16 protein-coding genes and 1 pseudogene are annotated in these 22,488 nt (G+C 43.9%); 3 read left to right on the top strand and 14 right to left on the bottom strand.

The annotated features are described in order from the left end of the window. The first annotated feature begins 186 nt into the window (after positions 1-186). Positions 187-1,758, top strand: a complete 1,572-nt coding sequence (locus H3S83_RS04275; RefSeq protein WP_198239006.1) for a phospholipase D family protein — start codon at positions 187-189, stop codon at positions 1,756-1,758. A 173-nt stretch (positions 1,759-1,931) separates the two neighbouring features. Here the strand turns inward: H3S83_RS04275 and H3S83_RS11440 are convergent, their stop codons facing one another. After that, entirely contained in the window at positions 1,932-2,108 is a 177-nt protein-coding gene (locus H3S83_RS11440; RefSeq protein WP_210327913.1) for a hypothetical protein, read from the bottom strand. A 292-nt stretch (positions 2,109-2,400) separates the two neighbouring features. On the opposite strand from H3S83_RS11440, the gene guaB reads away from it, so the two are divergent. Further along, on the top strand, positions 2,401-3,897 hold the full coding sequence (gene guaB, locus H3S83_RS04270; RefSeq protein WP_077970625.1) for an IMP dehydrogenase: 1,497 nt from the start codon (positions 2,401-2,403) through the stop codon (positions 3,895-3,897). Between the two features lie 571 nt (positions 3,898-4,468). Here guaB and H3S83_RS04265 read toward each other — a convergent pair. Further along, on the bottom strand, positions 4,469-5,383 hold the full coding sequence (locus H3S83_RS04265) for a hydrogen peroxide-inducible genes activator (RefSeq protein WP_198239005.1): 915 nt from the start codon (positions 5,381-5,383) through the stop codon (positions 4,469-4,471). Positions 5,384-5,787: 404 nt separating this feature from the next. Continuing rightward, the gene (locus H3S83_RS04260) at positions 5,788-6,657 is read right to left on the bottom strand and encodes a universal stress protein (RefSeq protein WP_198239004.1); all 870 of its coding nucleotides are present in this window, start codon (positions 6,655-6,657) and stop codon (positions 5,788-5,790) included. 577 nt (positions 6,658-7,234) lie between these two features. On the opposite strand from H3S83_RS04260, the gene H3S83_RS04255 reads away from it, so the two are divergent. Then, a complete protein-coding gene (locus H3S83_RS04255; RefSeq protein ID WP_078039155.1) occupies positions 7,235-8,692 on the top strand; it encodes a catalase in 1,458 nt (485 codons plus the stop codon). Positions 8,693-8,753: 61 nt separating this feature from the next. Here the strand turns inward: H3S83_RS04255 and H3S83_RS04250 are convergent, their stop codons facing one another. The 11 genes and pseudogenes from H3S83_RS04250 to galU all read right to left on the bottom strand — a co-directional run bounded on the left by H3S83_RS04250 (position 8,754) and on the right by galU (position 22,305). Beyond that, positions 8,754-9,833, bottom strand: coding sequence for an NAD(P)-dependent alcohol dehydrogenase (locus tag H3S83_RS04250; protein WP_198225178.1), 1,080 nt, complete (start codon positions 9,831-9,833; stop codon positions 8,754-8,756). Between the two features lie 269 nt (positions 9,834-10,102). After that, positions 10,103-10,953: pseudogene (locus H3S83_RS04245) on the bottom strand (dipeptide ABC transporter ATP-binding protein). Next, on the bottom strand, positions 10,950-11,792 hold the full coding sequence (locus tag H3S83_RS04240; protein WP_078039152.1) for an ABC transporter ATP-binding protein: 843 nt from the start codon (positions 11,790-11,792) through the stop codon (positions 10,950-10,952). The pseudogene H3S83_RS04245 and the gene H3S83_RS04240 overlap by 4 nt, the downstream one beginning before the upstream one ends. A 2-nt stretch (positions 11,793-11,794) precedes the next feature. Continuing rightward, on the bottom strand, positions 11,795-12,697 hold the full coding sequence (locus H3S83_RS04235) for an ABC transporter permease subunit (RefSeq protein WP_198239003.1): 903 nt from the start codon (positions 12,695-12,697) through the stop codon (positions 11,795-11,797). Further along, entirely contained in the window at positions 12,697-13,716 is a 1,020-nt protein-coding gene (locus H3S83_RS04230) for an ABC transporter permease subunit (protein WP_198237729.1), read from the bottom strand. The genes H3S83_RS04235 and H3S83_RS04230 overlap by 1 nt, the downstream gene beginning before the upstream one ends. A gap of 62 nt (positions 13,717-13,778) precedes the next feature. After that, positions 13,779-15,383 (bottom strand): ABC transporter substrate-binding protein, encoded by a 1,605-nt coding sequence (locus tag H3S83_RS04225; protein ID WP_198239002.1) that lies wholly within the window; start codon positions 15,381-15,383, stop codon positions 13,779-13,781. Positions 15,384-15,531: 148 nt separating this feature from the next. Beyond that, positions 15,532-17,136, bottom strand: coding sequence for an ABC transporter substrate-binding protein (locus H3S83_RS04220; RefSeq protein ID WP_198239001.1), 1,605 nt, complete (start codon positions 17,134-17,136; stop codon positions 15,532-15,534). 56 nt (positions 17,137-17,192) lie between these two features. After that, positions 17,193-18,317, bottom strand: coding sequence for a Xaa-Pro peptidase family protein (locus tag H3S83_RS04215; RefSeq protein ID WP_246741712.1), 1,125 nt, complete (start codon positions 18,315-18,317; stop codon positions 17,193-17,195). A 372-nt stretch (positions 18,318-18,689) separates the two neighbouring features. Continuing rightward, positions 18,690-20,123: an aldehyde dehydrogenase gene (aldA, locus tag H3S83_RS04210; protein WP_198239000.1), complete on the bottom strand. Its 1,434-nt coding sequence runs from the start codon at positions 20,121-20,123 to the stop codon at positions 18,690-18,692. Positions 20,124-20,383: 260 nt separating this feature from the next. After that, on the bottom strand, positions 20,384-21,376 hold the full coding sequence (locus tag H3S83_RS04205; RefSeq protein ID WP_077970600.1) for an SIS domain-containing protein: 993 nt from the start codon (positions 21,374-21,376) through the stop codon (positions 20,384-20,386). A gap of 47 nt (positions 21,377-21,423) precedes the next feature. After that, positions 21,424-22,305, bottom strand: coding sequence for a UTP--glucose-1-phosphate uridylyltransferase GalU (gene galU, locus H3S83_RS04200; RefSeq protein ID WP_198238999.1), 882 nt, complete (start codon positions 22,303-22,305; stop codon positions 21,424-21,426). Positions 22,306-22,488: the final 183 nt, after the last annotated feature.

Below are 22,488 nucleotides of genomic sequence, written 5' to 3'. Positions count from 1 at the left end.
CGGAAGGTCACCACCCACATTTCTCCTCCAAGAAGATTGCGAGATTGTTATGCGTTTCTGTTTGTCTTTTACAACGCTTCGAAGCACTTCACCATTTTTTTAAAATTGCCAATTCAGGAAATGAATAGACGACTTTGAGCGATTATATTAGATTACCTTGTTTTCTGACATAAGAGAGCCTTTTCTTTGAGTATTCTACATTTCGCAATCGTCATTGTTATCGTCTTTGCGTTAGCCTCTATGCTGGCTGTCTATGCTTATGGGCGCTTTGCCCAAAGTGCGCGCGGCGAAAATTCCTTTGCGTTGAAGATAGGTGAAGATCGCACAAAAATAGATTTGAAAATTGAAGATTTGGCTAAACGGGAAAATGGATTAGGCGTTGAAAAAGACGGTTTGTCGCTTTTCATCAGTAATCTTGATGCTTTTGCCGGTCGCGCTGTCGGAACCGAACTTGCTGGTCGCAGTCTCGATCTCATGTATTATATCTGGGATGATGACCTGACAGGCCGCCTTCTTTTGAAAGAAGTGATGGATGCTGCCGATAGAGGTGTGCGCGTTCGTATGCTGCTTGACGATATTAATGCACAGGGGCGTGATCCTGCCTATGTGGCGCTTGATAAACATCCTAATATAGAAATACGCATGTTCAATCCCGGACGGGCGAGAAACGGTGGTTTGAGACGCGGTCTTGAAATGATGTTACGTGCATTGACCGTCACCCGCAGAATGCACAACAAAGCTTTTATCATTGATGGCCGCATCGCTTTTGTAGGCGGGCGTAATATTGCCGATGCCTATTTTGGTGCAGGCAAGGCCTCCAATTTTCGCGACCTTGATTTGATGCTTGTCGGCCCTTCGGTCAAAAAAGTTGAAACGATTTTCGATTCTTTCTGGAACAGTGCCGTGGCATTGCCCATCCATGCTTTGGCTGTGCCCAAAAAAGCCCGCGATATCAATTATTGGAAAAACAAACTCACGCAATTTCATGACTCGGAAAACGCAAAACCTTATCTTGACTATGTCCGCGCCCATATGAATTTCGAGCATTTTATCAAACCGCAGCATAAGCTTTTTCCGGTTGTCGCGGTTGATGTTGTTTCCGATCCTCCTGAAAAAGCTCTGGGGCATAGACCGGAAAACTGGCTGATGACGGTATTTTCGCCATTAATTGATAGTGCAAAAACCGAGTTGCAGATAACATCGCCCTATTTTGTTCCCGGAAAAGCCGGAACCGAACGGCTTTGCACGCTCGTAAAAAATGGTGCCGATGTTCGGATACTTACCAATTCATTGGCAGCAACCGATGTCGCAGCGGTCCATGGCGGATATGCACCTTATCGCAAGCCACTTCTTAAAGGCGGCGCAAAACTCTACGAGCTGAAACCCAATGGTGGCCCGCATCGCTTGCGTCTGTTCGGTTCACGTCGCGCAAGCCTTCACACCAAAGCGTTTCTGATCGACGGTAAAACAGCTTTTATCGGTTCTTTCAATTTTGACCCGCGTTCGGCTTCGCTGAACACTGAGATGGGAATATTGTTTGAATGCCCTCCTATTTCCGAAAGGTTGAACAAACTTTTTGCCGAAGAAACAACAGAGGAAATGAGCTATCATCTTCATCTTGATAGCAAAAACCGGATTTACTGGAATTATGTTGAAGATGAAAAGCCATGTACTGCGAAGCGTGAACCGGAAAGCCCCATATGGCGGCGCGCTTTTGCAAAATTGATTAGTTGGTTGCCTATCCAGTCCCAATTGTAAGAAAAATAATCTGCGCGAAAAATTTCTGATTTATTAAACAAGGCTTGAAAACGACAAGCTCGTCTTGCTTGAACGTTGACACTTCGATAATTGCCACAAAAAGCATCACAAACGGATAACAGTCTTCCAATAATTTTCGGGAAATCTTGCGCTTTAATGAGGTGCGCATCACGCTATTCATGTGCAAAATATTTTGCCAGTCCTTCCATTATATGGGGAGCGTTTGATCTTGACCTTTTTCCCAAAAACCAGCCTTCACGTCTCTTGGCGCCCACCGCATAAACAACCTTATGGTGACGGGAGTTAAGCGCCTCAATATGGTCTTCCACCCTCAACTTTGTCGAGTTCACGCGTGCTTCATCAATAAACTGCTTTTGTTCAACAACGTCGATAAGCTCGCTATGATAACCTTAAAAATGAAAAGAGAAGCCCGATAGATCACAACTTTTTTTCGTGAGGTAATATGCCGGTCTGACTGATAAAATTCGGGAAATTTATAAATAAACGTTAAAAAAAATATGATTACTCTTTTCAATTTTAATCCCGCGTGGTACAAACCAGCGCCAATCCATAAGAAGCAATACGAATATGCCGCGGTACTTTTGTTCCAGCGGCGCGTTCGTTTTTAAAGGAATATTGGACATGGCAAAAATCATCGAAACAGCTACAGGTAGAGAAGCACTGACATTTGACGATGTGCTTTTACAGCCTGCCCATTCTGAAGTTATGCCGGGACAGGTCGATCTTAAAACGACCGTTGCAACCGACATAGTCTTGAACATGCCGCTTTTATCGGCGGCAATGGATACGGTAACCGAGTCGAGATTGGCGATCGCCATGGCACAATCTGGCGGGATGGGCGTTATCCACCGCAATATGACACCGTCAGAACAGGCTGAAGAGGTCCGTCAGGTCAAGAAATTCGAATCCGGTATGGTTGTCAACCCCGTCACCATCGGGCCCGAAGCCACCTTGGAAGAAGCCAAAGCGCTTATGGCAGCACACGGCATTTCCGGCATTCCTGTTGTTGAAAATGGCGAGAAAGGCCCCGGCCGCCTTGTCGGTATTCTGACCAATCGTGATGTTCGTTTTGCTTCCGATCCAAAACAGAAAATTTACGAATTGATGACACGGGAAAATCTCGTGACTGTGCGTGAAAATGTTCAACATGATGAAGCTAAAAGACTCCTTCATCAAAACCGCATTGAAAAGCTTCTGGTTGTTGATAATGAAGGGCGTTGCGTTGGTTTGATCACCGTAAAAGACATTGAAAAGTCACGCCTTAACCCGAATGCAGCGAAAGATGCGCACGGGCGTTTGCGTGTCGGGGCAGCAAGTACCGTTGGTCACGATGGTATGGAACGCGCAGAGCGGCTTATCGATGCCGGTGTCGATATTCTGGTGATTGATACTGCTCATGGTCATTCACAGCGTGTACTTGATGCTGTTAAAGAAATCAAAAAGATTGCCGGTTCAACAGCTATTATGGCCGGTAATGTCGCAACACCGGAAGCAACGCAAGCGCTTATCGATTGCGGAGCTGATGCAGTGAAAGTCGGCATTGGGCCAGGTTCCATTTGCACAACCCGTATTGTAGCCGGTGTCGGCGTTCCGCAACTTTCCGCTATTATGGGAGCTGTCGAAGTTGCCGATAAAGCCGGCATTCCGATCATTGCCGATGGCGGTATCAAATATTCGGGCGACCTTGCCAAAGCTTTGGCAGCAGGTGCCCGCGCTGTCATGATTGGTTCGCTCCTTGCCGGCACGGAAGAAAGCCCCGGTGAAGTTTATCTTTATAAAGGTCGTTCGTTCAAAGCATATCGTGGCATGGGATCCGTTGGCGCAATGGCTCGCGGTTCGGCCGACCGTTATTTTCAGGCAGATGTGAAAGACGAATTAAAACTTGTACCCGAAGGTATTGAAGGTCAGGTTGCTTATAAAGGTCCGGCCGCCTCTGTTCTTCACCAATTGGCTGGCGGCCTGCGCGCATCAATGGGATATCTCGGTGCGCCTAACCTCGAAGAATTCCGCAAAAAAGCGACATTTGTTCGCATTACCAATGCGGGTCTTAACGAAAGCCACACCCATAATGTGTCGATTACTCGTGAAAGCCCGAATTATCCAAGTGCGATTTTGTAATTGACGTTTTTTAAAATGTAATCCCCCTTGTCTGTCTGAAATGCCGACAAGGGGGATTTCAACTTCGGTTCGGCCGAGCAATCTGTCTGACCACTTCCTCTGATTTCTTCTCATCTTCTTAAAAATCGGCTGATGGTTGAAGGCTACGAGCTTGATCGTTCATGAGACACAGAACGGAATTACGGGAGATTGATTTTGAGCGATCATCCCGCACAGACAGCTATTTCGAATTCAATCGACAAAACATGAGCTAAGCTTTCGGCATGTTCAGCTTGACCGGAATATATTCGAACCTTGAAACGGATAGTCTTTGTCTTCGAGGTGTTCCGGACAAAGCCGTTTGACCGTTTTAGCCTGATCTGATGGCAGAAGTCCGTTGCACCAGACGCCGTTCAAAAAAAGCGGATTTATTTTGCTAATCGGGCTCGCTCCCTTTTAACAGGAAAATTCCCGTTTCAATTTAATTTGTGATTACTTTCTAACAGACAAAAGCGGTTATGCTGCAACGCCCTCAAGTTTTCACTTTGAAAAGGAGAGGTTTTTCATAATCAAACAACTTTTCCCGTGAGCATCACAAGATAAAATTTCTTGCCTGATCAAGAATCGGGATAGCCATTGACTTTAGAATATCAGCCAACAACTTGAAGTCCTTGCTCCGGCGCGAACGTCTTCTCCAGAAGAGGCAAATGTGGCGCTGCGGCGTCTCGCCTTCGAAAGCGACAACGCTGATATTATCCAACCGTGCTTCCGTCGAAACAGCAATTTGGGGAATAATCGTTATACCAATACCATTGGCAACAAGTTGCATCAAAGTCGTCAAGGATGAGGCTGTGATATCATGTCGATATTTTTTGGTCTGGCACGCTTCGAGCGTCTGATCGCGCAGACAGTGCCCTTCTTCAAGTAACAACAATTTCCCGGTATCGACATCACCTTCCCGAACATTTTTATAGACAGATTGCGGGTCGTCCCGCGGCAAAGCATAATAAAAATTATCGTCGAAAATCGGTTCGGAGATAAATTCTCCATCTTCAACTGGCGTTGCCGCCACGATCGCGTCTATATGACCATTGCGCAGCAATTCAACAAGCCTCTCGGTCTTTGCTTCCTGAATTTGAAGTGCCAAAGAAGGATATAAATGACGCACTTTCGGCAGAACCGACGGCAATATATAAGGTGCGACCGTCGGAATAATACCAAGTTTGATCGGATAGCTTAGCGGCGATTCATGCGCCGCAACAATATCCCCCAAGACAGATAATCTTGCCAGAATATCATTGATGATCGGGAGAAAATTGCAACCAAGTGGCGTTAATATAATGCGCTTGGATGTCCGTTCAAAAAGCGGCGATCCCGCTAATTTTTCCATTTCAGCAATTTGCACGGAGAGTGCGGGTTGTGAAATGCCCAATTTTTCGGATGCCTCTCCGAAATGACCCGTATTGGCTAAAATCTGAAAATAACGAAGCTGTCTTATGGTAAACATGATAATTTTTTCTTATACAATTTAAAACAAAAAGCAATTGGATTTTATTCTATTCATTGCATAATAATACTAATGTTCTGAAAAAGAACCGGGCAGTGCCTTGCCGGAGGGTTGACTGCCAATTACAGAGATTGAGAGCTTGCTGTCTAATTTTCGTACCGAATTTTTTCGGTTAGGGAATATAGCGAGCGCTCAATCTGTAACTGTGTCATTTTTTCTTTGATCGTCTTGTAAGAGAGATGATCTTTGGAGGCCGAAACATTTCCCCCTATGTTTCGGCTTCCTGTCTTTTTATGAACTGCTGCTCCAAATACCATGTGGTCACTGGTTCATGTGCTCCCTACCTAAGGCAAAACAGCGTTCGTTAGGAGTATTTTTCAAGCTAATGTTATTCTTGGATTCATTTATCTAACAATAAGTATTGGAACTTTTATTTTCTGTATAAGTATTTTATGCACCGAACCGAATAACATATTTTTAATTTTTGATTCCGTAAACGCATTAATGATAAGTAGATCTATGTTATTTTCATAAGCAATATTATTTAGAATTTCTTCATTGAAGTCTTCATTAACCGCCAATAATGACAAGGCAATATTTTCTTGTTTTGATACTTTTTCGATATAATCGATATCTTTCTCTACCAATTGGAAATTGTTTTGTGAAACCGCGATCATAACCGGTTTATCAAAAATACTATGATAACGTTTAAGATAATCAACAACCAAATTGAGACCGAAATTTTCATCATAAAGCAACAGCGCTTTTTTGATCGGCCTTACCTCTATTGACGCCGCCAAAACCGGCTTTCGAGCAGCGCGTACGATTGTTTCGAAATTATTGCCTACTTTGCTATATCCGTCATTGATAGACGTTTGCTGACCTTGCTTGCCGATGATAATCAATGAAGACGTTTTGCCGTAAAAGCCGATTGCATCAGCAAGGCTGTCATAGCGCAATCTGGTATCAACAATAACTTTCTCACGTCTTTCAATGTAGGATTTCGCATTATCAAGTACGGTTTGCCCCAATTCCTGCATCAATCGAGCATAGCTCGCCGTCTCGTCCCGAACTTTATCGGCAAAATCGGATAGAAAACGATTATCAATATCCTTGGCAATCTCGTCCGGAACTAAAACATCATCAGACATTTTATCAAGAACATTCAGCAATCGGACAGGCACATTGAATGTCCGGGAAGCCCAGATTGCGAGGTCGCAAACCGATTTCCAATAAATTGAAGAGTCAACCAGGGCAAGTATCGGCTGTTCCATAAAGTTTCCCGTTTTCTTGTCAATCGAATATAGAATAAATTTTATGAAAATAAATCATGTAGATAGCTATCAAATTACCGTTTTTCCAACTATCTATTGTTATCAGCAATGATATTATTCGTACAATAAAATTAAAATTTTATTGTAAAAACAAATCAAAAATATATATTTTATTATGATATATTAATTTTAAATTATTGTAAAATCATATTTTTTTGAAAAAATTATTATTAATCGTTTTATCAATTCCAATTGATAGTTGAACGTACTGTCTATACTTGTAAAAACTGTTATCGAGAAAGCGCGATCTTTCGAAACACGCGTCGTGAAACACTGCTATCTCCTGTAAATATATGAACTAACCGCTTTTTTCCCTCGTAAAAAAGCGTCCCCCCTCGTCTTTTGCAAGTACATGAAATTGAACGTTGTCAACGCATCCATAAATTACGCCAATAACGATGCGTCCTGTCATAATTTTTTCTAATAGGAATTTAAACAAATTAAAATTAGAATTAATTTAAATTTGCCCTATCTTCTTTGGTGAGACGATTTGAACATTCACAGACTGGAGGCTTTCATGAGTGAGCGGATTACATTAACGACAACAGCAGGTGCCGCTGTACCTGATAATCAGAATTCTATTACGGCTGGTCCTCGTGGCCCGGTATTGATTCAGGATTATCAATTATTGGAAAAATTGGCGCATCAAAATCGCGAACGTATCCCGGAGCGCACTGTCCATGCCAAGGGTGTCGGTGCACATGGTGTATTGAAGATTACCGGCGACATTACCCGCTATACAAAAGCCGCCGTTTTCAAACCTGGAACGGAAACGCCGATGCTCGGCCGTTTTTCTACTGTTGCCGGAGAGCGCGGCGCAGCAGATGCGGAACGCGACGTTCGCGGTTTTGCATTGAAATTCTATACGTCCGAAGGAAACTGGGATCTCGTTGGCAATAACACTCCGGTGTTTTTCGTTCGAGATGCCTATAAGTTTCCCGATTTCATTCATACGCAAAAGCGCCATCCGCGGACAAACTTGCGTTCGAACACTGCCCAATGGGATTTCTGGTCGCTTTCGCCGGAAAGTCTGCATCAGGTCACTATTCTGATGTCCGACCGCGGATTACCGATTGATACCATGCATATGAACGGCTATGGCTCGCATACTTATTCATTGTGGAACGACAAAGGCGAACGCTTCTGGGTCAAGTTCCACTTCAAGACGATGCAGGGGCATAAGTTCTATACCAATGCCGAAGCCACGGAACTCGTAGGAAAGACGCGTGAAAGCTCACAAGAGGCACTCTACAATGCTATCGAAAGTGGCAACTTCCCGCGCTGGAAAGTTCAGGTTCAGATTATGCCTGAAGCAGATGCAGACAAAACACCTTATAACCCGTTCGATCTGACAAAAGTCTGGCCTCATAAAGATTATCCGCCAATGGATATCGGTATTATGGAATTAAACCGTAATCCTGACGATTATTTTGCAGAAATCGAAGAGGCCGCTTTCTCGCCTTCCAACATCGTTCCCGGCATCGGTTATTCTCCCGATAAAATGTTGCAGGCCCGTATCTTTTCTTACGCAGATGCGCATCGTTATCGTTTAGGCACGCATTATGAACAAATTCCGGTAAACAAACCCGTTTGCCCTGTTCATAACTACCATCGTGACGGGCAAATGAACACTTATGGCGGCCATTCAACCAATAATGTCGACGCTTATTACGAACCGAATTCCTTTAATGGACCGGTTGAAGATAAATCGGCACAAGAGCCGCCGTTAAAAATTACCGGTGACGCTTATCGTTACGATCATCGGGCTGGTAATGACGATTACAGTCAGGTAACGGCACTGTTCAATCTGTTCGATCAGGACCAGAAAAACCGGCTTTTCTCCAACATTGCCGATGCAATGGAAGGCGTTCCCGATTTCATCATCGAGCGTCAACTTGGACACTTTGAAAAAGTCCATCCTGACTATGCAGCAGGCGTACGTGCTGCCATAAAGCGTAAAAAAGAAAGCAAATAATTTCCATGCATTGAAAAAGCGGGCTTTTCAGCCCGCTTTTTATAACTTATCCCGAACTTGTTCAGGCGCCTGTTTTGATAGCGATTTTCATGACCCCGTCGCGCTGATGGGCAAACAGATCATAAGCCTTTTCTATATCATCCAGTTTAAAAGTATGTGTCACGAGCGAACGCAAATCAACGCTGCCATTTTCAACAACATTCATTAAACGGCGCATACGTTCTTTACCACCGGGGCAAAGACCACTCACAATATCAATATCTCCGAGACCTGCGCGATAACCTGCGAGCGGTATTTTCAGGTCATTGGAATAAACTCCGAGACTGGACAATGTGCCACCGGGGCGAAGAACATTAAGGCAAGACTCGAAAGTCGGTTGTGTCCCCAAAGCTTCGATAGCGACATCAACGCCACGCCCATCTGTCAGGCGCATGATTTCTTCAACTGCATTGCACGCTTTGAAATCAACAACATGGGTTGCGCCGAGTTTTTTAGCCATTTCCATACGTGTCGACACAGTATCTACGCCAATAATTGTTGTTGCACCGCATAATTTTGCACCGGCAACAGCACACAAGCCGATCGGTCCCAATGCCCAGACAACAACAATATCACCGATTTTAACTCCCCCACGTTCGGCACCGGAAAAACCGGTCGACATAATGTCAGGGCACATCAATACCTGTTCATCTGTAAGATTGTCGGGAATGGCGCACAGATTTGCTGCCGCATCATTGACGCGTAAAAATTCGGCTTGTGCACCGTCAATAGTGTTACCGAATTTCCAACCGCCCATCGCTTCAAAGCCATGTTTCGTATGCGGGCCATCTTGCGAACCGCATCCGCACATACATGCATTCGAAATGCCGCTCGGTGTAATGGCACCGGCAATAACACGTTGCCCCTCACGAAAACCTTTGACTTCCGAACCGAGCTTTTCAATAATACCAACCGGTTCATGACCAATCGTCAGGCCTTTTTCGACCGGATATTCGCCTTTCAAAATGTGGATATCGGTTCCACAAATCGTCGTTGTTGTAATACGGATCAATGCGTCCAACGGACCAATATCGGGAACGGGTTTATCTTCCAGAACAATCCGGTTTTTTTCTACAAATACTGCTGCTTTCATTTTTGCCATAACGCACCACCTTTCAGCTTCAATTACAGAACCTTCTAACGTGGAGATTATACTAAATTTTTTAGAAAATTTAAATTATATTTTTAAATTATTTAACGATTTTAGATTTTTTATAATTATTATAATTATAAAATTGAAAAATTATTTTCAAATATATTATTTGTGAATTGATCTCACCGTTTTCATATTACAAGTACAATTATTTTTAACTAAATAATATTCTAAATTATATAAATATAATATATTTTTAAAATAGTATAAATGAATTATCAAAATGAATTAATAGCGTTTTTAGCATTATTTTTCTTTTCAATACGTGCACGAATAGCCTCTACACTGGCTACTGGTGTCGCGGAAAAAAGTTTTTTAGTATAATCATGCTCGGGATGGGAAAAAATTCTGTCTCTTGTTCCATATTCGACAATTTCCCCAAAATACATGACCATGACAGTGTTGGCGATATAGCGCACGACCGACAGATCGTGACTGATAAAAACATATGTAAGGCCGAATTCCTCCTGTAAATCGGCAAGCAAATTGAGCACCTGAGCCTGAACCGACAAATCAAGCGCTGAAACCGGCTCGTCAAGAACAACTATTTTCGGGCGAAGCATTAAAGAACGTGCAATTGCAATACGCTGCCTCTGACCGCCTGAAAACATATGAGGATATCGATAGTAATGTATTTCCGAAAGCCCCACTCTCTCGAGCATTTGTTTTGCTTGCTGCTCCCGTTCTTTGGCCGATAATGTGGTGTTCAGCAATAAAGGTTCGGTGAGGGCATCGCCTATTTTTTGTCTGGGATTGAGTGATCCATAAGGATTTTGAAATACAATCTGCACCTTCCGGCGCATTGCTGTTGTTACTTTTTTTGCGCAATATCAATATTTTCTCCGTCAATGACCAGCTCGCCGCTCGTTTGCGGATCAATCAGGCTGAGAATCCGGGCCAAAGTCGATTTTCCGCATCCGGATTCGCCGACGACAGCCAAGGTTTTGCCACGTTCGACACCGAAAGAAACATGGTTGACGGCATGTAAAATTTTTCTTTTTCCGAACAAACCGCCGGAAATGGAATAATCACGTACGATATCTTTAGCCTCTATTATGAAATCGCTCATAAAGCATCTCCGTGCGTGTGCATAAAATCTGCAACCGTTACAAGTCGATTGCCATGGGCATTTTCCGGAAGGGCTGCCAGAAGAGCTTTGGTATAGGCATTTTTTGGCGTTTCGAACAAGGAAAGCACGTCGGCCTCTTCCATTTTTTCTCCCTTATACTGCACCACAACGCGATCTGCCGTTTCAGCAACAACACCCATATCATGGGTGATAAGAATAACGCCCATATTCTGGCTTTTTTGGAGATCCAAAATAAGATCAAGAATCTGCTTCTGTATAGTAACGTCAAGTGCAGTTGTCGGCTCGTCGGCAATCAGTAATTTCGGGTTACATGCAATTGCCATGGCAATCATAATTCGTTGGCATTGACCGCCGGATAATTGATGAGGAAAACTCTTCAATCTGCGTTCGGGCTCGGTTAAACCGACAAGGTGGAACAGTTCGATAATTTTCTCAATCCGTTGTTTACGACCGAGCTTAAGATGGGCTTTCAGTACTTCTTCAAGCTGATAACCTACTGTAAAACAGGGATTGAGGCTTGCTATCGGTTCCTGAAAAATCATTGAAATTTCATTGCCGATGATCCGGCGTCTTTCATGATCGGTAAGCTTCATAAGATCGATATTTCCAAACATCATCTTGTCGGCACTAATCTTGGCACTTTTTGGCAATAGCCCCATGACAGCCAGCATACTTACCGATTTACCGGAGCCGGATTCACCAACAATTGCGAGTATTTCGCCATCATTTACGGTGATGTCTATGCCTTTGACTGCATAAAAAGGCCCGCTTGCGGTTTCGAAATATACACTAAGATTGCGGATTTCGAGTAACGCCATCTTCAGCTCCTTTTCAATTTCGGATCGAGTGCGTCACGTAAGCCATCCCCCATGAGGTTGATTGCCAAAACAAGTACCAATATTGCAAGGCCGGGAAATGTAACAATCCACCATGCGCTTGAAATAAATTCACGCGCATCGGCCAACATTGTTCCCCATTCCGGTGTGGGCGCTTGCGCCCCCATACCAAGGAACCCCAAGGCAGCCACATCAAGAATGGCATTGGAAAAAGAAAACGTCCCCTGTACGATAATGGGAGCCATACAATTCGGGAGAATGGTCTTGAACATCAAACGACCGCGGCCAGCACCTGCAAGTTTTGCGGCAATGACATATTCACGATTTTTTTCCGAAAGGACTGCGGCGCGTGCAAGGCGGACAAAATGCGGCTGGAGCGCAACCGCCGTTGCAATGATTGCACCTTGCAAACCATAACCAACGATACTCACGAGCACCAAAGCCAGAAGGAGCGAAGGAAATGCAAGGATAATATCCATAATACGCATGATGATGACTTCAATCATGCCTCCTATATAACCGGCAATAACGCCGACGACGATACCGACGATCATAGCCGCAAGGGAAACAACTACTCCCACAAGCAGTGAATAGCGCGCACCATGGAGAAGGCGAGATAAAATATCACGTCCAACCGCATCAGTTCCCAGAACGAAATTCCATGTTCCGCCTGTTTGCCAAGCCGGTGGTCTTTGCATTGCATCACGAAACTGCTCGTCATATCCATAAGGAGCAATCAACGGCGCAAGGACTGCAAGAAGGACAATAGCACAAAAGACGACAAGACCGATCACAGCGCCACGATTCATACTGAAAGAGAACCAGAATTCGCGCCAAGCCTGACGTCGGATATCGGCCGATATATTTCTGTCAGCTTTACTATTCATTACGATACACCCTGGCTATGTCTGACCCTCGGATTGATAAATCCATAAAGCAAATCGACGACGAGATTGACCACCATCACGAGCATAGCAACTATGAGTAATCCACCCTGTACAGCTTCGTAATCTCTTCTCGAAATTGAATCGATCATCCACTTTCCAATTCCCGGCCAGGAGAAAATTGTCTCGGTAAGAATTGCCCCGCCCATCAACATTCCGATCTGCAAACCGATTGTTGTTACAATTGGAATAAAGGCGTTACGCAATGCATGAATTGCAACGACACGAAAAGTGCTCAAGCCTTTTGCTTTTGCTGTGCGAACATAGTCTTCATTCAAAACTTCGAGCATGGCCGAACGCGTTTGGCGAGCGATCACTGCGAGAGGAACCGTTGCCAAAACCAATGTCGGTAAAATCAGGTGGGAAACGGCAGAGGCAAAAGCCCCCTCCTCGCCCGATAGCCAGCTATCAATCAGCATAAAACCGGTGGGTTGATCGAAATAATAGAGTAGAGAAATCCGCCCTGAAACCGGCGTCCAACCCAATTTTCCACTAAAGAGCATGATCAGCAAAAGGCCCCACCAGAAAATTGGCATGGAATAGCCTGTAAGAGCCAATCCCATTGAAGTCTGGTCAAACCACGAGCCACGTTTGACGGAAGCAATAACGCCAACAACAATTCCAAGAAATATAGCAATGATGATGGCACAAAATGTCAATTCCAGCGTCGCCGGAAAAAGTGTAAAGAACTCTTCGGCTACGCTTTGTTTGGAAACGAAAGAAGTGCCCAGATTGCCATGAAGAACACCCCACAAATAATCGAGATATTGTTGCCAATAAGGACGATCGAAGCCGAATTCGGTCATCAGTTCGGCATGGCGTTCTTCTGAGATGCCACGGTCACCTGCCAACAAAAGCACAGGATCACCCGGCAAGGTATGTACAAAAATGAAAGAAACAAGCGTAATTCCTAGAAAAGTAGGAATGATATAACCTATTTTTTTCAACAAATATTGAAGCATATTGCCTCCGCACCCATACTGCCGGGTCTAATGGCTGCCATCATTCACGCATCAACCGAAAGTTATTTTTCGATATCGACATGTTCGAAACGATAGCCCGCTACCGAATAGAGTTTGAAGCCGGTTACGTTCTTTCTCATTGGCATAAATACGGTTGAATGATCGAGCGTCAGCCAGGGAGCCTGTTCTTTGAATATCAGTTGGGCTTGTTCGTAAAGTTTCGTCCGCTCTTGCTGGTCGGTGACAGTCCTACCCTTTTCAATGAGATCATCGAACGGCTTACTGCACCAATTCGCATAATTCGTAGTCCCTATTCCAATGCATGAAAGCAGAACACCAAGGAAGTTATCAGGATCACCATTATCGCCTGTCCAGCCGATAATAATGGCACCGTCTCGATCCCTTGCTTTACCCGCTTTCATATATTCACCCCATTCCATAGAGACAATTTCGGCCTCTACACCAACTTTTTTGAAATCGGATTGAATAAGCTCGGCAGCGCGTCGTGCGTTAGGCATATAAGGCCGACTTATCGGCATTGCCCAAATCTTCATTTTGAAGTTCTTGATACCGGCAGCTTCCAACATCTGTTTGGCTTTCTCCGGATCATATGCATCATCCTTGACATTGTCATTGTAACCCCACATTGTCGGTGGCATCGGATTTTTTGCGACTGTTGCCGAACCATCAAAAACAGCATCAATAATGGCCTTTTTATTGACCGCCATATTGAGTGCGCGTCTTACATTAACATTGTCAAAGGGAGGCACTGTCGTATTGTAAGCCATATAGCCGATATTCAATCCCGGTCGCTCGACAACTTTCAAATCCGGATTCGATTTCAATTCACCAATATCGGCAGGAGCCGGATAAGACATGATATCACATTCGCCGGCCTTCAGCTTTTGTGCGCGAACGGCCGGATCTGTCGTGATCGAAAAAACAAGATTGTCTATCTTCGGCTTTCCCGCATAATAATCACTATTTGCCTTATAGCGTATCAGTGCATCTTTTTGATATGTGACAAAAGTAAATGGGCCAGTTCCAACCGGTTGAAGATTGAACTGTTCCTGTTTTCCCTGCTTTTCCAATTGTTGCGCATATTCTAGCGAATTAATCGACAAAAATGGCATAGCGAGATCGGCAAGAAAGGGAGCATCCGGTCGGTCAAGAATGAATTTGACTGTTTGGTCATCGACTTTCACGATATCCTTGATGAGCGTTCTAAACCCCATACTTTCAAAAAACTGATAGCGAATGCCGGACGTATAGGCATGCCAAGGACTGTCCGGATTTTTAGCGCGCTCGAAAGTAAAAATCACATCATCCGCATTCAATGGTCGCGTGGGAGTGAAAAAAGCAGTCTTTTGGAATTTTACATTTTTCCGCAAGTGGAAAGTGTATTCTTTCCCGTCATCGGATATTTGCCAGCTTTCAGCAAGCCCCGGGAAAACGCCCGGTTTATCCGGATCAAATTCTACCAGCCGGTTATAGACAGCCCATGCAGATGCATCAAATGCTGTTCCGTTTGAATAAAGCGCGGGGTCGAACCCCTCCGGAGATGCTTCCGAACAATAAACCAGATTTTTTGCGGATGCTTCATTGGAAATTGCAAAAAATGCTGTTGCTACTCCAACAGAGAATACGAACTCTTTCAGTAATTTCATGGTTTCCCCTATATCATTCTATAAAAACGTTTATTTGAGTCTGATTGTTACACATGTTTAAAATATTGGAACAAAAAGACAAACCTTTGTTATATTCAAGTTTATATTGACCATAGTTTTTATGTCTATGGCCAATATAAAGCTTCTATTACTCATCTATATCTACATTAACGAAGCGATGGGCACCAACCGGATCAATAACATAGTTTTTTACTTTTTTTGACATTGGCATAGCCACCGTTGAGTTGGCGATGACAAACCAAGGAGCCTGCTGTTTGAAAATAGCCTGAGCCTGTTCATAAAGTTCTATGCGTTTTTCATGATCTGCCGATTTTTTTGCTTCCGAAATTATTTTGTCAAATGGCTCGTAACACCAATTTGCATAATTATTGCTCCCAATAGAAGCGCACGAAGCTAGAACACTCAGGAAGTTATCCGGATCACCATTATCGCCTGTCCACCCCATTATAACAGCCCCGTCGCGCTTTTTTTCACGCAACTGTTTGACATATTCACCCCATTCCATTGTGGCAATCTCGACTTTGACACCAATTTTTCCCAAATCGGCCTGCATCAACTCTGCGGCGCGTCGGGCATTTGGCATATAGGGACGGCTGACCGGCATTGCCCAAATTTTCATTTTCAGGTCTTTTACACCTGCTTTGTCGAGCAGTGCTTTGGCCGCTTCAGGATTATAATTATCTTCTTCAATGGATTTGTTATAGGACCACATTGTGGGTGGTATCGGTGTCTTGGCAGGAGTGCCTGCCCCTTCGTAAACGGCTTCGAGAATAGTCTTCTTATTGATGGCCATATTCAAAGCCTGACGCACTTCAACCTTATCAAAAGGTGGTTGAAGAGTATTATAAGCAAGATAAGCAACATTAAGACCCGGTTGCTCTTTTACAACCAAATCCGGATTTGCCTTCAATCCTGCGACATCAGCCGGTGCCGGATTTGATATCACCTGACATTCGCCGGCTTTCAGCTTTTGTGCACGCACTGACGGGTCTGTTGTGATGGCAAAAACCAAATTATCAAGCGGTTGTTTGCCTTCAAAATAATCAGGATTTGCCTTATAACGGATCACCGCATCCTTTTGATAGGAAACAAAGATAAATGGTCCCGTTCCCACAGGTTTTGCATTGAGCTCGACCATTTTTCCGTCTGCCTGCAGCTTGTCCGCATATTCCTTTGACATGATCGAAATAAAGTTCATTGCCAAATCGGCCAAAAACGGTGCTTCCGGCTGGTTCAATGTGATTTTGACTGTGTGATCGTCAACCTTTTTGACATCTTTGAGAAGTTTGCCAAATCCCATGCTATTAAAATATTGCCATGATAGCCCCGGAGCATAGCTGTACCAAGGATGATCTTTCTTCCACTGTCGTTCAATCGAAAAGACGACATCGTCAGCATTGAAGTCGCGCGATGGCGAAAAATAGGAGGTTTTGTGGAAATGCACCCCCTTTCTCAAATGAAATGTATATTCCAAACCATCCGGTGAAATATCCCAGCTCTCGGCCAGAGCCGGTATAACTTCGGTTGTTCCTTTTTTGAAATCGACGAGGCCGTTATAAACTGTATGCGCACTGGCATCGAATGTTGTTCCGGTTGTATATGCAGCCGGATCAAATCCCTCAGGCGAAGCCTCGGAACAGTAGACGAGCGTTTTTGCATTTGCCGACAAAGAAAGTGTGGCAAGGCTTGCCACTGATACGCTTGCCAGCGCAATTGTCCGTAATATTTTCATAATGGTTCCTCTCTCTTTTCGCGTGTTCGTTCTACTATCGAAATCCAATACCGGCATTAAACAGCGACAGGGCTAAGTGCCGGTTGCGTAAACCACTTCGGCCCGTCTTTTGTCATATAGATCGCGTCTTCCAGACGGATACCGAGCTTACCCGGGAAGATAAGGGTCGGCTCGTCGGAAAAGCACATACCCGGCTTCAAAATGGTGTTGTCATGACGGGAAACATAAGGCTCTTCATGAATATCAAGGCCAAGACCATGTCCAATGCGATGAGGTATCCCCGGCAGTCGATAATTCGGCCCCAGATCGAACATTTCCAACGCTTTTCGTCCGGCATTGTCCACATCTGCCGCACGACCACCAATTTTGCAGGCATTGAAAACAATATTTTGCAATTGCTTTTCTATATCCCACTTTTTAGCGAAATCTTCCGTCACATCACCAATCATATAGGTTCGTGTAATATCGGAATTATATCCTTCTACCGTTGTGCCTATATCAATCAGCACCGGATCCTGTTTTTGCAATATTTGTTCACTTTCAACGCCATGAGGTATCGAAGTGGCCTTTCCAAATGAGACAATTGAAAAGCTCGAACCGTTTCCGCAAAGCTTGCGATGGGCTTCATCAATAAACTTTATAACCTCGTATGAAGAAATTCCCGGACGCAAAAAATCACGCACATGTTTTTGCACTTCCAAAGTAACATCCATCGCATATTGGATAAGCGCAATTTCGTTTTCGGATTTTTCCATCCGCAAACTTGTCGTGAATTGACTGGCACCGGTTAAACGGGATTGACCGATCAACGATACCAGCGCAAGAAAGAAATTCGTAGGAATTGCTTCATCGACAGCCAATATGCCTTTCGGATTCAAAAGTCTGGTTATTTTGTCAAACGGGCTTTCGTCTTCCTGCCAGACGACAATATCTCCCGACAAATGCGGCAGTTCTTCCAATCTCGAATGTTCGAATGCCGGAACGATATAGGTCAGTTTTTCATGAGAGATCAGTACACCGCACAGGCGCTCGCTCATACCCCACTCAAGACCGGTAAAATATCGTAGATTGGATGTTGCTCCCAAAAATATCGCATCGACATTTTCAGCCGCCATTTTTCCACGCAAACGACGGATACGCGTTAGCCGTTCTTTATCGGCAATTGGTTGCGGCCTGAGCAATATGAACTGTCCTTTTTATATGGTCGCTTTATTTACCCCTTTTCTTTAAAAGAAATACAGGGATAATTATTACTTCTAGCAACAAATGTATAAAATATATATATCTATTTTTCATTTTAATTAGAAAAAAATCCTAATCAATTTGAAAAACATCATTAAATTCAATTATATAAATATAAAATAAATATCGTTTTATATCTATTCGGTTTTATAATAATAAACGTCCATTAAAAATTTATTCGAAAAATTATTTTCAATACGATAAATATTTATAATAAATAAATTTTATATTTTTTTAAATATATTATTTTTTATTGGAAGCAACTCTCTGGGTTGCTTCCAATGATGTTAAAACTTGAATTTATCCGTTATTTAGTTCTGAATATAAACAACATGGGTATGGGTATATTCAAGTATGCCATGCTTGCCGTCGGCTCCACCAATACCTGATTTTTTAGTTCCTGCATGGAAACCTTGCATAGCTTCGAAATTTTCGCGATTGATATAGGTCTCTCCAAAACGGAGTTCGTTTGATGCACGCATGGCCGTTGAAAGATCTTTGGTATAGATCGACGATGTGAGGCCATAAATCGTGTCATTGGCCATTTCAATAGCGTCATCAATTGTATCAAATGCAACGACTGGCAAAACTGGCCCGAAAACCTCGTTTTGGACAATTTCCATTTTCTGTTTGCAGTGGGCAAGCAATGTCGGCTCATAGAAGTTACCTTGCTTTATGTCAGCAGGTTCACCACCAACAAGACATTCGGCACCTTCTTTAAGTGCTCTGTCAACAAAACCGGAAACCGAAGACAAGGCCGCTTTATTAATCAACGGCCCCATATCGGCATCGGCCATTTTTTCCGGATTGCCATAGCGTACCGCTTTCATAGCTTTGCTCATTTGCTCAAGAAATTCGGCCTCGACAGCTCTATCGACATAAACCCGTTCTGCACAGTTACAAACCTGTCCCGTATTGATAACACGTGAAGCAAGAATAGCACGGACAGCAAGGTCAAGATCCGCATCTTTCGCAACAATTGCCGGTGCTTTACCACCGAGTTCCAGATTGACTTTGGTAATGTTCTTTGCTGCAGCAGACATAATGCGAACGCCGGTATCGACAGAACCGGTAAAGCTTACAAGCCCGACATCCGGATTTTCGCAAATATTCTGGCCGGTGGTCGAGCCACGCCCGAAGACCATATTGAATACGCCTTTCGGCAAATCTGTATCGGCAACGATTTTAGCAAAAATAGAAGCATTGAGCGGTGTTTCGACACTTGGCTTGATGACAATCGTATTGCCGACAAGAAGTGCTGGCGCCATTTTTCTGGCAATCAGGAAGAACGGAAAATTCCACGGCAAAATACCACCAACGACACCAATCGCCTGTCGCATCAATAAAATGGTTTCACCCGGACGGTCCGAGGGGATAATTTCCCCTTCAATGCGACGCGCCCAACCTGCCATATAATCCATATAGTCGGCGGTAAAATTTGCTTCCACCTTGGCAAGTGCCTGGGTTTTTCCCTGTTCTCTCACCAGAATATTTGCGACCTCGTCCGCATGCTCGCGCACTTTTTGAGCAATCTGCTTCAAGAATTTTGCGCGTTCGATTGCCGGTAATTTCTCCCATGCCGGTTGCGCTTTTTTGGCTGCTGCAACTGCCCTATCAACTTCCCCCTTCGGCGTTTCATAAATTTCTCCAATAACTTCGTCAGTTGAAGGATTGGTAACAGGAATCGTGTTGCATCCTTTGCAATCAACAAGCTTCCCGTCGATAAAATTAAGTTCAGGTGTCATCAAAAATCCTCCACATAATAGTTTTTATGCTTAGCCCCATACCGGACTTCGACATGGGGATTGAAGGATAATCTCAATTTGCAAATAAAGCAATTTTCTGAAATAAAAATTTATAAAAATAAGTCATTAAAAGACAAAATAGATAAAAATATTTCAGACTAAGTAAAGTTATAAATAAAATTTAAATTTATTAATTATATAAAATCAATTAATGCTTTTCATTAGTCGACAAAATTATAGTTGAAGTAGTGACAATATTTTTAAATCGCGCCAATTCGTAACAAATCATGGAAATGAACAAGACCAACCGGTTTTTTGTTTTCAACCACCAGAAGTGCGCCAATTTTATGATCGTTGATCAAAGCAGTTGCTGCACCGACCATCATATCGGGAGTGACTGTTTTGGGGTCTTTTGTCATAACATCATTGACCGTAAGTTTTGAAAGGTCCCGATTGATATTTCGAGCAAGATCACCGTCTGTGACAATGCCTTCCAAATTGCCGTCGCTATCGACAACCGCGACACAACCAAAGTGTTTTTCTATAAGCACTTGCATGGCATCTTTCATCGGTGTTCCGCTTTTGACAATGGGAATACGGTCGCCACGATGCATAATATCACGGATAAACTTCAAATTTGCTCCGAGAGAACCGCCAGGGTGGAAAATTTTAAAATCGCTGGCGGTAAAGCCACGCATTTCGAGAAGTGCAACGGCTAATGCATCCCCCATTGCAAGTTGCATTGTGGTAGACGTTGTCGGAGCAAGGCCATGCGGGCAAGCTTCTTCCACTTTTGGCAAGAGTAATAAAATATCTGCTGCTTGCCCCAAAGCCGAATTTGCGCCGGAAGTGAGCGCAATGAGGGGGATACGGAAGCGGGCAGCATGATTCAATATTCCGCCAAGTTCAACAGTCTCGCCCGACCATGATATTGCAAGGATGACATCCCCCACTTCAATCATTCCCAGATCGCCATGGTTTGCTTCCGCAGCATGGACAAAAAATGCCGGTGTTCCGGTAGAGGCAAGAGTTGCGGCGATTTTCGTACCAATATGGCCACTCTTCCCGAGTCCGGTAACAATGACCCTACCTTTGGATTGAAGAATGCTTTTAACCGCTTCGGCAAAAGGCTTGGAAAGGCCATCTTCCAAAGCTTTTTTTATGGCTTCAAGCCCTGCACTCTCGATAGAAATGGTATGTTTTGCAGATTTGACTGCGTCATCAGCAGAAAAATGAGGGGTTTTATTTGTCATCATGACCCGATTTGATAAAGCAAATCGGGTCTAACGTCTACTCTCTTTTATTTTTTTATATTCGCCAACAATGTCGTTAAGGGTCCAAGAACCTTATCACGCATATCGTCTCGCGAAAGAGCAAATGCTACATTTGCTTCGATAAATCCGGTTTTGGAACCGCAATCATATGTCGCACCTTCAAAACGGTACCCATAAAACTTCTGATCTTGTGCAAGTGAACGCATACCATCCGTCAACTGGATTTCGTTGCCTGCGCCTTTTTCCTGCCGTGACAGAATATCGAAAATTTCCGGCTGCAAAATATATCGCCCGTTAATATAGAGGTTGGAAGGAGCCGTACCTTTTGCGGGTTTTTCCACCATCTGGGTTATTTCAAAGCCGTGAGCGACCGCTTTGCCTTTGCCAACAATACCGTATTTATGCGCTTCTTCCGGATCGCATTCCTGAACAGCAACGATATTGCCGCCGGTTGCCTCATAAAGGCGAACCATTTCCGAAAGGCACCCTTTTTCTGCCTGCATGACCATATCCGGCAAGAGAAGAGCGAAGGGTTCATTTCCAACAAGTTCGCGTGCACACCAGACTGCGTGCCCGAGCCCTAAAGGTTGCTGTTGACGGGTAAAGGATGTTGTGCCCGGTTGTGGCTGTAAATCCTTGAGATGAGCCAACTCTTCCTTTTTTCCACGTTCGGCAAGCGTTGTATAAAGCTCGACCTGCGCGTCGAAATAATCCTCGATAACCGCTTTATTGCGCCCCGTTACGAAAATCAGGTGTTCAATTCCGGCTTCGCGGGCTTCGTCGACTACATATTGAATAACAGGCTTGTCAACAACGGTGAGCATTTCCTTCGGAACTGTTTTGGTTGCCGGTAAGAAACGTGTTCCAAGTCCCGCCACGGGGAAGACTGCTTTACGGATTTTTTTCAAACTGCTCTCCCGAATTTATTCCGTTTAATTCAACGTTTTTCATTGTATAATGCGAAAGGTGACAAAATTAGGTTTTCTCTCATCATCTTTTTTCGCAAGCTGCAATCTTAAGTGATGACATTTTACTGTCTAAAGGCTAAATAAATTGTCAATTTCACAGCAAGAATGCTATTTTCCGGATTT

This window comes from Bartonella sp. W8122, assembly GCF_016102485.1.
In the GTDB taxonomy this organism is placed as follows: domain Bacteria; phylum Pseudomonadota; class Alphaproteobacteria; order Rhizobiales; family Rhizobiaceae; genus Bartonella; species Bartonella apihabitans.
Note: the sequence above shows the minus strand (reverse complement) of the source record. Positions and strands in the feature narration are given on the sequence as shown.